The sequence below is a fragment of the Lacisediminimonas sp. genome, from assembly GCF_030645335.1.
Lineage (GTDB): Bacteria > Pseudomonadota > Gammaproteobacteria > Burkholderiales > Burkholderiaceae_D > Lacisediminimonas.
Window position 1 is genome coordinate 23,614 of the sequence record NZ_JAUSNH010000139.1, and the last position, 11,209, is coordinate 34,822.

An 11,209-nucleotide genomic window follows, 5' to 3' on the forward strand; every position below is an offset into this window, starting at 1 on the left:
GAATACGACCGCGCGAAAGTCTCCAATTCCATGCAAGAACAAGATATTCCGGCTCCAATGCTCCACTGGAGCGAAAACGACGTGCCCTGCGTTGCCCGCTGGCGCTCCGAAGCCGGGCTGGCGCCGCCCAAGCGCGTCGTCATCGCCGATGATCGCCTGACTGCAGATGCCGCCTATCGTTTCGCCTGCGAAGGAACGGCGATGCTGTGGCGCGGTGATTTCCAGAATGCGCGTCAGCTGCTGCAAGCAATGATGCGCCGCATTGACCGCAAGCCAAGGAAAGCCGTCAAGCCATCCGTCCCGGCGCAAGCGCCGGTGCCGATGACCGAAGCGTTTCACCTGCACCGGCAGGCACAATCGCAACGCGCCCGCAAACTGGCGATGCTGCTATTGCCGCTCGACGAAAGCTATAAAATTCCGCTGCGTCGCGCACCCGACGTACGACAGGCCTGCGAAGAAGTGTACGGCGCGCCCGGCGAAGCATCGGTGGTGTCGCTGCGCGAAGTTCTCGGCCTGGTCGGTGCACATGAATGGCGCAAGAACGGCGTCGAGATTGCGGCCTTGGGAGGGGCGCGCATCTATCCGCATTACGGCGTGTTCTCGCCAGTGCGCGGTGAATATATCGACCTGGTTGCCCAGGCGCCGCTCCCTTCCAAGAAGCTCGCGTTCGATATCGGGACCGGCACCGGCGTGCTCGCGGCGGTGCTGGCAATGCGTGGCGTGGCGCGTGTGGTGGCCACTGACCAGGACAGCCGCGCGCTCGCTTGTGCACGGGAAAATATCGCGCGCATGGGCTTGCCCGGACAGGTAGAGCTGCAACAAACCGACCTGTTTCCAGTGGGCCGCGCCGGGCTGGTTGTGTGCAATCCACCGTGGCTGCCGGCACGCCCCAGCTCCCCGATAGAGTCCGCAATCTACGATCCCGACAGCCGCATGCTGCGCGGCTTTCTCGCTGGACTGGCGGAACATCTCGATGAACATGGCGAAGGATGGCTGATCCTGTCCGATTTCGCCGAGCACTTAGGCCTGCGCTCGCGTGAGGAACTGCTGGCATGGATCGAGGCCGGCGGCTTGAAAGTGATAGCCAAAATCGATACCCGGCCAACCCATGCCAAAGCAAGCGCCGGCGGTGATTTGCTGCATGCCGCGCGCGCTGCCGAGGTGACATCGCTGTGGCGGCTCGGGCGTCGGTGATTAAGCCGTCCAATCCCCCGACTTCCCACCATGCTTCTCCAGCAGCTTCACATCCCCGATCACCATCCCCCGGTCCACTGCCTTGCACATGTCGTAAATCGTCAGTAGCCCGACCTGCACCGCCGTCAACGCTTCCATTTCCACGCCAGTCTTGCCGGCTGTTTCAGCGCGCACGGTGCAGCGAATGCTGGACGCCGCCGTATCGACTTCGAATTGCGCGCTGACATGCGTCAAGGCCAGCGGATGGCAAAGCGGAATCAGGTCGCTGGTGCGCTTGGAGGCCATGATGGCGGCAATGCGCGCAATGCCCAGCACATCGCCTTTTTTTGCGCTGCCCGATTCAATGATGGCCAGGGTCTCCGGCTTCATCCGGATCACGCCGGTGGCGATTGCCGTGCGGTGGGTGTTGGCCTTGCTGCCGACATCGACCATGTGGGCCTGGCCGGCGTCGTCGAAATGCGTGAGGCCGGAGGCGGCGTCGCTGTCTTTCCTGGTCACAATAATCCTTGGTCCGGAGGGTGTTTTTTGATACTTGCTGTTACGTGTTGGCGGCGGCGGCATGGGTGTCAATTGCCGCGCGCGCAGGTATCATAGCATCGTGAAATCACCTCGATTCCCGACACCTGCATCCAATGGGCTCGCCCCCCGGCAGCGCACCCGCCCAAGACTGGTGGCGCTGCTGCTGGCGGCGCTGCTGGTGGCGCCGCCGCTGCCGGCGCAGAACCTGCCCAACCTGGGCGATGTCGAACGCACCGAGCTGTCGCCGCTGATGGAACGCCGGCTCGGCGAGCGGATCATGCTCGATCTTCGGCGCGACCGTGATTATCTCGACGACCAGCCCTTGAAGGAATACTTGAATACCCTGGGCGCCACCCTGGTCGGGGTCAGGCCGGATGCGCGCGACAAGCGTGGCGACGCTGTGGTCGATTTCGATTTCTTCGCCGTGCGCGACCCGATGCTGAACGCCTTTGCCATGCCCGGCGGATTCATTGGCGTCCATACCGGATTGCTTCTGGCGGCCCAGAACGAGTCCGAACTGGCTTCGGTGCTGTCGCATGAAATCGGCCACGTTACCCAGCGGCATATCGCTCGCATGCTCGGCAGCCAGCGGCAGGATTCCCTGATTCCGCTGGCCGCGGTACTGATCGCCGTGCTGGCTGCGCGCACCAGTCCGGACCTGGCCAGCGCCGCGATGGCGGGCGGGCAGGGCTTGGCGATCCAGCGGCAACTGAACTTTGGCCGCGAAGCAGAGCGCGAGGCGGACCGTATCGGCTTGCAGATCCTGCGCGACGGCGGCTTTGACACCTCGGGCATGTTGGCGTTTTTCGGCCGCCTGCAAGCCTCGGGGCGGGCTTACTCCGATACCGCGCCGGCGTATTTGCGCACCCATCCTTTGACGACCGAGCGCATGGCCGACATCCAGGCGCGCATCAGCCGGGACCGTTACCGGCAGGTTGCCGACAGTGCCGATTTCGAGTTGATGCGCGCGCGTGCGCGTGTGCTGCAAGATTCCTCCGCCGAAGGCCTGGTCCAGGCTGCCCGCTATTTCGATACCCAGTTACAGCAGCACGGCCGGGCGCAAATGCTGGCCGCGCGCTACGGCTTGTCGATGGTCGCGCTGCGCCAGGGCAATCCGAAGCGGGCACAGGCGCTGCTCGACGAAGCGCAGGCGCAGCAGCGCAATGCCAACAGCACGGTGCTGGCCAGCCACGGCATAGAAATAGCGATAGCCGACCGGCGTGCGAATGATGCGCTGGCGCTGGCTGGGCAAGCGAACCAGCGCTTTCCCCTCTCGCGCGGCATCGCCTCGCAATATGCCGATACCTTGCTGCTGGCGGGCCGCAACGATGAAGCGGTGCGCTATCTGCGCGACCAGATCCAGCTTTATCGCCAGGAGCCCGGCTTGCAGCAAAAGCTGGCCCGTGCGTATGCGGCGCAAGGCAAGCAGGCCTTGCAGCACCTGGCGCTGGCTGAGTCGTATGCGTTGAGTGGCGGCATACCGGCCGCGCTGGACCAGTTGAGCATGGCGCGCCGTGCACCGGATGCGTCTTTCTACGACCAGTCGGTGATTGACGCCCGTGAACGCGAATTGCGCGCGCAGCGCATCGAAGAGCTGAAGGAAAAGGAACTGCGTTGACCTGCAAGCCGTTTGCGCTCAGTCGGCGCTGCGCGGACGTGCAATGAAATGAAAACGAATAGGCAGCTCGGCGCGCAGGCAGCGCTGCACCGGCAGTTGCCGGCCCTGCCAGTCCAGCGTCAGCAGCGCGTCGTGTTCGGCGGCCATCCACCCCGCCAGGCTGGCTTCATCCGGCGCCATGCCATCGATTCGCAGCATGGCCAGGCCGGCGTCGAGATCGCGATTGTCCAGCACGGCGCAGTGGCCGGTGTCGCTATTGCCGAACACCAGGTCCCCTTCCACGCTCAGCATCGCGCTGTCCGGCTGGCGCATGCGCTCGCCCGTGTGCAGCAGCATGCCCTGTGCCGGATCGGTGCGGCAGACATGGGGGCAGATTTCCAGGTCGACATACACGCGCTGCGGGCCGTTCTGGAAATACCAGCGGCCGGCTGCATCGCTCAGGTAGTTGCGGTTGATGAAGTTTTGCAGGCTGGCATTGCGGATGTGGTCGCCCGCCAGTCCCAGCGCCTGCGCCCGGTCGTCGCGCATGCGCCAGTTGCCACGCGCGTCCAGCGCCAGCCAGCCGAAGCAGTGCGGCACATCGGGCCATTTCGTCATGGCCTGCTTGACGATTTCATCCATTCAGGTTGGGCGCAACAGGGCGATTGATGATCAGTCGGCCAGTGTAGCGCATGCGTAGCAGCGGCTCAGGGGGCGGCGTCGATCAGGAAGCGCAGCAGCCGGCGCGGCAGCCATTCCAGCGAGCCGGGCAAGAAGCCGTGCGCAAAGCCAACGTGTCCGCCATGTTGCGGATAGTCGAGTCTGACATGCGGCGCCGCCGACGTGGGCAGGTAGCGGGCCGGCAGGAAGGGGTCGTTCTGTGCATTCAGCACCAGGGTCGGCAGGGTAATGTCGTGCAGTACATGGCGGGCGCTGGCCCGGTCCCAGTAGTCGTTGGTGTCGCGGTAGCCGTGCAGTGGTGCGGTGACGATATTGTCGAACTCGTACAGGTTGCTCGCGCCAAGCATGGCGTCACGGTCGAACAAGCCGGGAAATTGCGCCAGCTTGTGCAGGCACTTGGGCTTGAGCGACTGCAGGAACATGCGGGTGTAGATCAGGTTGGCGCCGCTAGACAGTGCGGCGCCGCCGGCGGCAAGGTCGAGCGGTGCGGAGACGGCGCAGGCGGCATCGACGATTTCAGCCTGGTGCTGCGACTCGCCCAGCCAGCGCAGCAAGGCATTGCCACCCAGGGAAACCCCGATGGCGTACAGGCGCGCATGGCCCGCGGCGCGGCTTTCAGCCGCAAAACGCCGCAACAGCCAGTCGATTTCGGGGGCGTCGCCGGAGTGATAGAAGCGCGGCGCAAGATTGGCCTGGCCGGAGCATCCGCGGAAATGCGCTACCGCACCGGACCAGCCCATTTCAGCCAGCACAGACATCAGCGCGCTGGCGTAATGGCTTTGCGAAGAGCCCTCCAGTCCATGGAAAAGCACCACCAGTGGCTTGCCCGCTTGCCCGTCCAGCCAATCGACGTCGATGAAATCGCGGTCCGGCGCAGTCCAGCGCTCACGGCGATACGCCACCCGCGGGCGGCGCATGCACGTGGCGGGAATGATGGTCTGCAAGTGGCCGCCGGGCAGCCAGCGCGGCGGCAGGTAGCGCTCTGTCAATGGGCCGGGCCGGGTGCTTGTGGCGCACGCCGCGGCTCAGTGACCATGCACCTTGGCGCCTGCCGCCAGGCGGTACACCGTGCTGCAATACGGGCACTTGGCTTCGTTATTGGCGGCCATGTCGAGGTAGACCCGGGGATGGGACGACCACACCGGCATTGCCTTGTTCGGGCAAAAGGCCGGCAAGTCACTGGCGCCCAGCACGACCACATTGTCGTGCAGGGCGGGCTGCTTGTTTGGCTGCTTGTCTGGCTGGTTCATTGCCTGGTCCCTTGCATGCTTGGGTGGCTCAGACGACGGTGAGCCAGTGACGGTATTGCGGTGCGCGACCGGCGACGACATCGAAGAACAGCGACTGCAGCTTTTCGGTGATCGGGCCACGCTTGCCGTTGCCGATGTCGCGGTTGTCGAGTTCGCGGATCGGCGTGATCTCGGCGGCGGTGCCGGTAAAGAAGGCTTCATCCGAACAGTACATCTCGTCGCGGGTGATGCGTTTTTCGATCACTTCAATGCCGAGGTCGCGCGCCATGGTCAACACCGCATCGCGGGTGATGCCGTCCAGGCAGGAAGCCAGGTCCGGGGTGTACAGCTTGCCGTTGCGCACGACAAAGACGTTTTCGCCGGAGCCTTCGGACACATAGCCGTCGGTGTCGAGCAGCAGCGCTTCATCGTAGCCATCGGCCAGCGCTTCCTGGTTAGCCAGGATCGAGTTGATATAGTAGCCGGACGCTTTTGCCCGCACCAGCGAGACATTGACGTGGTGGCGGGAGAATGACGATGTCTTGACGCGGATGCCCTTGGTAATGCCTTCCTCGCCGAGGTAGGCGCCCCATGGCCAGGCGGCGATGGCGACGTGGATCGTGTTGCCCTTGGCAGCCACGCCCATTTTTTCCGATCCGACCCAGATCAGCGGGCGCAGGTAGCAGGATTCGAGCTGGTTGGCCTTGACCACGGCGATTTGCGCAGCCAGGATGGTTTCCATGTCGTAGGGAACCGCCATCTGGAAGATCTTGGCCGAATTGAACAACCGTTGCGTGTGTTCCTTGAGCCTGAAAATTGCGGTGCCTTCCGCTGTCTTGTAGGCGCGCACGCCTTCAAATACCGCCATGCCGTAATGCAGGCTGTGGGTAAGGACATGGATGGTCGCGTCGCGCCAGTCGATTAACGCGCCGTCCTTCCAGATTTTGCCGTCGCGGTCAGCCATGGACATGGTTGCATTCTCCGAAGTATTTATACAAAGCAGCGATTTTAACGGATTCGACCCGCATTGCGCCTGCTTGTGTCTGCATTTATCGGTTTGCGTTGTCGCGGCCAGGGCCGCCGGCATGGCCGGCGCGGTGTGTCCGGCAAGCAATCCGGGGCATGGCCACGGGCATTTCTCGTTACAATAGTCGGGTTCCGTAGCGCCCGGGTTGACCCGCCGGCACGCCGATGGTGCCTGTTGGTCAACATTGGCATGGCGCCAACGCCTGCCCCGCCCGCGGCCGGTTTGGCCCATGCGCCTGGCAATTGAAATTCCGTGCAGTCCAGATGACCCGACAACAAGAAGCGACTGCCAATCCCCCTTCCGCGGCAGACATAGAGAAAGCCGCCTACAAGGCCGGCCGCAAGGCCGGTGCGCCCACTTTGCCCGGCATTTTTGCCTGGGCGCTGGTGACATCCATGGCCATGGTCTCGACTGGCCTGACCGCATGGCAGGCGCTGGGCATGACCTTCATCGTGTTTGCCGGCTCGGCGCAACTCGCGGCGCTGCCGCTGATTGCGGCGGCGGCACCGGTATGGCTGATTTTCGTGACGGCCATGATCGTCAATGTGCGCTTCATCATTTTCGCGGCCAGCGCCGGCCCCCATTTCGCGCATGTGCCGTGGTACCGGCGTCTGTTGTATGGCTATCTCAACGGCGACGTGCCGATGGCCTACTTTACCCAGCGCTTTCCGTACAGCACGCTGGCCGATACCACTGGCAAGGTCGCGTTTTACACGGGTGTCGGTTACCAGAACTGGATCGTGTGGCAGATCGGCGCGGTCATCGGCATTTTCATGGCCGGCCTGATCCCGGCGTCGTGGAACATCGGTTTTGCCGGTACGCTGGCCCTGCTGGGATTGCTGATTCCGCTGGTGGCCGACCGGCCCGGGGTGGCCGGCGTGGCGGTATCTAGCCTGATTGCGGTCGCCCTGCATGCGCTGCCCTACCGGCTGGGCCTGCTGGTGGCGGTGATCGGCGGCGTGGCGGCGGCGATGGCGCTGGAGGCCTGGCAGCGCCGCATCCTGGAAAGGGAAAAACAAGCATGAGCAGCTTTGAAGTCTGGGCCACCATCATTGCGCTGGGCGTGTCGACCGTGTTGACGCGCTCGTCGTTTTTCGTGTTCAGCGAGGTGCGCCTGCCTGAGCGATTGCTGCATGGCTTGCGCTATGCGCCGGCGGCGGCGCTGGCCGCGATCGTGGTGCCGGACCTGATGGTGGCTGGCGGCCAGGTCAGCCTGACGCTGGCCAACCCGAAGTTTCTGGCCGGTATAGCGGCGACGCTATTCTTCGTGGCGACCAAGCGGATGCTGGGCACCATCGTGTTCGGCATGCTGGTATTTACCTTGCTCCGGCTGTTCGCGTAAGCGCCGCCAGGCGTTGACAAAACGGTTTTTCCGGTCGGTCGCTGGGGTAGAATACCGGCTTTTCCGTCCAATTTTCCTGAGCTAACATGCAATTCAAGCGCCTGTCCGACCTGGTCTCCCAGGGCCAATTGCGCGGCAAGCGGGTATTCATCCGCGCCGACCTCAACGTGCCGCAGGACGATGCCGGCAATATCACCGAGGACACGCGCATTCGCGCCTCGGTGCCGGCAATTTCAATGGCCTTGCAAGCGGGCGCCGCAGTCATGGTGACGTCCCACCTGGGCCGGCCAAGCGAGGGCGAATTGCGCCCGCAAGACAGCCTGGCGCCGATTGCCCTGCGCTTGTCCGAACTGCTGGGCCGTCCGGTGCCCCTGCTCAAAGACTGGGTCGATGGCGTCACGGTCGCGCCGGGCGAGCTGGTGCTGCTGGAAAACTGCCGCACCAACAAGGGCGAGAAAAAGAATAGTGACGAACTGGCGCAGAAAATGGCCTTGTTGTGCGACGTCTACGTCAATGACGCGTTCGGCACTGCGCACCGCGCCGAAGCGACCACCCACGGCATCGCTAAATATGCGCCGGTGGCCTGCGCCGGTCCGCTGCTGGCAGCCGAGCTCGATGCGCTGGGCCGCGCACTGCTGCAGCCCAAGCGCCCTCTGGTCGCCATCGTGGCTGGCTCCAAGGTGTCGACCAAGCTGAGCATCCTGCGCACGCTGGCCGACAAGGTCGACAATTTGATCGTCGGTGGCGGGATTGCCAATACCTTCATGCTGGCAGCCGGGCTGCAGATCGGCAAGTCGCTGGCCGAGCACGACCTGGTCGAGGACGCCCGCACCATCATCGAGCTGATGAAAAAACGCGGCGCGTCGGTGCCGATCCCGGTCGACGTGGTGTGCGCCAAGGCGTTTTCCGCGCAGGCCGAGGCAACAGTCAAGCTGGTTGCCGATGTCCAAGCGGACGACCTGATCCTCGATATCGGTCCGCAAACTGCCGCCATGCTTGCGCTGCAACTGGCAAAGGCCGGTACCATTGTCTGGAACGGCCCGGTGGGCGTGTTCGAGTTCGACCAGTTCGGCGAAGGCACGCGAGTGCTGGCAGAGGCGATTGCCGATTCGCCGGCATTTTCGATCGCGGGCGGCGGCGACACGCTGGCGGCGGTCGCCAAGTACAACATTACCGACAAGATCGGCTATATCTCCACCGGTGGCGGCGCTTTCCTTGAATTCCTTGAAGGCAAGACCTTACCGGCGGTCGACATACTGGAGCAACGCGCGAGCTGATTGCATCAAGGCCGGACGCAGGTTGCGCCCGGCCAGGCGCGCAAAGACAGGGACTGGAATGCAAAGAGCGACAAAAATCGTGGTGACCATCGGCCCGGCGTCCAGCGACGAAATCACGCTGACGCGGATGATCCTGGCGGGTGCAGACGTGGTGCGGCTGAATTTTTCGCATGGCAAGGCACAGGACCATATCGACCGCGCCACGCTGGTGCGCAAGGTGGCGGCCGCCTGCGGGCGGGAAATTGCGATCATGGCGGACCTGCAGGGCCCCAAGATTCGGGTGGGCAAGTTCGAGCAGGGCAAGGTCCTGCTTGAAAAAGGCCAGCCCTTCATCCTGGACGCCGAGTGCGAAACCGGCAACCAGCAGATCGTCGGCCTGGACTACAAGGAATTGCCGCGCGACCTGAAGATCGGCGACGTGCTGTTGTTGAATGATGGCCTGATCGTGCTGGTGGTGGAGCGCGTTCAGGGATCGCAGATCCACACCACGGTGCGGGTCGGCGGCGAATTGTCCAACAACAAGGGCATCAATCGCCAGGGCGGTGGCCTGACCGCGGCTGCGCTGACCGGCAAGGACATGGAAGACATCAAGACGGCGATGAGCTTCAAGGCCGATTACGTCGCCGTGTCCTTCCCCAAGAGCGGCACCGACATGGTGATGGCGCGCCAGTTGGCCAACATCGCCGGCGAACCCTATGGCCATCGGCCGCTGATGATCGCCAAGATCGAACGCGCAGAAGCGATCCCGGCGCTGCAGGAAATCCTCGACCATTCGGACGGCATCATGGTGGCCCGCGGCGACCTGGCGGTGGAGGTCGGCAATGCCGCCGTGCCGGCGCTGCAAAAGCGCATGATCCGGATGGCGCGCAATTCCAACAAGATCACGATCACGGCCACCCAGATGATGGAGTCGATGATCGTCAATGCGGTGCCGACCCGTGCGGAAGTCTCGGACGTGGCCAACGCCGTACTCGATGGCACTGACGCCGTGATGACATCGGCCGAGACCGCTTCCGGCCGTTATCCGACCGAGACCGTGGAGGCAATGGCCGCCATTTGCCACGAAGCGGAGAAGTCCGAGAATTTCCAGCTCGACGCCGACTTCCTGAACGTGACTTTCAGCCGCATCGACCAGTCGATTGCCTATGGCGCGCTGTTCACCGCCTACCACCTGCGGGTCAAGGCGATCGTCGCGCTGACCGAATCCGGTTCGACCGCGCTGTGGATGAGCCGGCACAATATCGACGTGCCGATCTATGCGCTCACGCCCAAGCAGTCCACCGCGCGCAAGGCGGCGTTGTACCGCAACGTGACCGCGATGGAGCTCAATCAAAGCATGCTGAGCGAAGAAGCACTGAAAGAGGCACAGGACTTGTTATTGGCTAAAGGAATTGTCGAGCGAGGTGACATGATCGTAGTTACCTGGGGCGAGATGGGCCAAAGCGGTGGCACCAATGCCCTGAAGATCGTGAAGGTCGGCGAACACTGAACCCCAATATTCATTCCACACTATCCGGAGACACAACATGGCACTCGTATCACTGCGCCAACTGCTCGACCATGCCGCCGAGAACGGCTATGGCTTGCCGGCGTTCAACGTCAACAACCTGGAGCAGGTGACGGCGATCATGCAGGCGGCCGACGAGCTGAACTCGCCGGTCATCATGCAAGCCTCGGCCGGCGCGCGCAAATACGCTGGCGAAGCCTTCTTGCGGCACCTGATCTCGGCAGCGGTCGAAGCCTATCCGCATATTCCGGTCGTGATGCACCAGGACCACGGCCAGTCGCCGGCGGTTTGCATGGCGGCGATCAGGTCCGGCTTCTCGTCGGTGATGATGGACGGCTCGCTCCATGAAGACGGCAAGTCGGTCGCCAGCTACGAGTACAACGTCGAGGTGTCGCGCAAGGTGGTCGAGTTTTCGCATTCAATCGGCGTCACCGTCGAAGCCGAACTCGGTGTGCTCGGTTCGCTGGAAACCATGAAGGGTGACAAGGAAGACGGCCACGGTGCCGAAGGCACGATGACGCGCGAGCAATTGCTCACCGACGTTGCCCAGGCCGCCGATTTCGTCAGCCGCACGCAATGCGACGCGCTGGCAATCGCGATCGGCACCTCGCACGGCGCCTACAAGTTTTCGCGCAAGCCGACCGGCGACATCCTGGCCATTGGCCGCATCAAGGAAATCCACGCACGCATCCCCAACACGCACCTGGTGATGCACGGCTCATCGTCGGTGCCGCAGGAACTGCTGGCCGAGATCCGGGAATTCGGCGGCGACATGCAAGAGACCTATGGCGTGCCGGTCGACGAGATCCAGGAAGGCATCAAGCATGGCGTGCGCA

At 63.4% G+C, this 11,209-nt stretch carries 12 protein-coding genes; 7 read left to right on the forward strand and 5 right to left on the reverse strand.

All coding sequences use genetic code 11. From position 1 onward, the window contains the following. The first annotated feature begins 57 nt into the window (after nucleotides 1–57). The gene (locus tag Q7T64_RS10145) at nucleotides 58–1,194 is read left to right on the forward strand and encodes a class I SAM-dependent methyltransferase (protein WP_304795145.1); all 1,137 of its coding nucleotides are present in this window, start codon (nucleotides 58–60) and stop codon (nucleotides 1,192–1,194) included. Here the strand turns inward: Q7T64_RS10145 and moaC are convergent, their stop codons facing one another. Further along, the gene (gene moaC / locus Q7T64_RS10150; RefSeq protein ID WP_304795146.1) at nucleotides 1,195–1,692 is read right to left on the reverse strand and encodes a cyclic pyranopterin monophosphate synthase MoaC; all 498 of its coding nucleotides are present in this window, start codon (nucleotides 1,690–1,692) and stop codon (nucleotides 1,195–1,197) included. It lies immediately after the preceding gene. A 100-nt stretch (nucleotides 1,693–1,792) separates the two neighbouring features. Here moaC and Q7T64_RS10155 point away from each other — a divergent pair, with 100 nt between their 5' ends. Then, nucleotides 1,793–3,331 carry a M48 family metalloprotease gene (locus Q7T64_RS10155; protein ID WP_370653299.1) on the forward strand — a complete coding sequence of 513 codons (1,539 nt, stop codon included), beginning with the start codon at nucleotides 1,793–1,795 and terminating at the stop codon, nucleotides 3,329–3,331. 18 nt (nucleotides 3,332–3,349) lie between these two features. Here the strand turns inward: Q7T64_RS10155 and Q7T64_RS10160 are convergent, their stop codons facing one another. The 4 genes from Q7T64_RS10160 to Q7T64_RS10175 form a co-directional block, all read right to left on the reverse strand. After that, entirely contained in the window at nucleotides 3,350–3,952 is a 603-nt protein-coding gene (locus Q7T64_RS10160) for a DUF2946 family protein (RefSeq protein ID WP_304795148.1), read from the reverse strand. Between the two features lie 65 nt (nucleotides 3,953–4,017). Then, complete coding sequence (locus Q7T64_RS10165; RefSeq protein WP_304795151.1) at nucleotides 4,018–4,980, reverse strand: YheT family hydrolase; 963 nt, start codon at nucleotides 4,978–4,980, stop codon at nucleotides 4,018–4,020. 36 nt (nucleotides 4,981–5,016) lie between these two features. Further along, nucleotides 5,017–5,241 (reverse strand): zinc-finger domain-containing protein, encoded by a 225-nt coding sequence (locus Q7T64_RS10170; RefSeq protein ID WP_304795153.1) that lies wholly within the window; start codon nucleotides 5,239–5,241, stop codon nucleotides 5,017–5,019. A gap of 28 nt (nucleotides 5,242–5,269) precedes the next feature. After that, nucleotides 5,270–6,190 carry a branched-chain amino acid transaminase gene (locus Q7T64_RS10175; RefSeq protein ID WP_304795154.1) on the reverse strand — a complete coding sequence of 307 codons (921 nt, stop codon included), beginning with the start codon at nucleotides 6,188–6,190 and terminating at the stop codon, nucleotides 5,270–5,272. 320 nt (nucleotides 6,191–6,510) lie between these two features. On the opposite strand from Q7T64_RS10175, the gene Q7T64_RS10180 reads away from it, so the two are divergent. The 5 genes from Q7T64_RS10180 to Q7T64_RS10200 all read left to right on the forward strand — a co-directional run. Next, nucleotides 6,511–7,272 carry an AzlC family ABC transporter permease gene (locus Q7T64_RS10180; RefSeq protein WP_304795155.1) on the forward strand — a complete coding sequence of 254 codons (762 nt, stop codon included), beginning with the start codon at nucleotides 6,511–6,513 and terminating at the stop codon, nucleotides 7,270–7,272. Beyond that, nucleotides 7,269–7,589, forward strand: a complete 321-nt coding sequence (locus tag Q7T64_RS10185) for an AzlD domain-containing protein (RefSeq protein ID WP_304795156.1) — start codon at nucleotides 7,269–7,271, stop codon at nucleotides 7,587–7,589. The genes Q7T64_RS10180 and Q7T64_RS10185 overlap by 4 nt, the downstream gene beginning before the upstream one ends. Nucleotides 7,590–7,675: 86 nt before the next feature. After that, a complete protein-coding gene (locus tag Q7T64_RS10190; RefSeq protein ID WP_304795157.1) occupies nucleotides 7,676–8,866 on the forward strand; it encodes a phosphoglycerate kinase in 1,191 nt (396 codons plus the stop codon). A 58-nt stretch (nucleotides 8,867–8,924) separates the two neighbouring features. Beyond that, nucleotides 8,925–10,355 (forward strand): pyruvate kinase, encoded by a 1,431-nt coding sequence (gene pyk / locus Q7T64_RS10195; protein WP_304795158.1) that lies wholly within the window; start codon nucleotides 8,925–8,927, stop codon nucleotides 10,353–10,355. A 37-nt stretch (nucleotides 10,356–10,392) separates the two neighbouring features. Continuing rightward, nucleotides 10,393–11,209 (forward strand): ketose-bisphosphate aldolase (locus Q7T64_RS10200; RefSeq protein ID WP_304795161.1); only part of this gene is annotated, 817 nt, incomplete at its 3' end.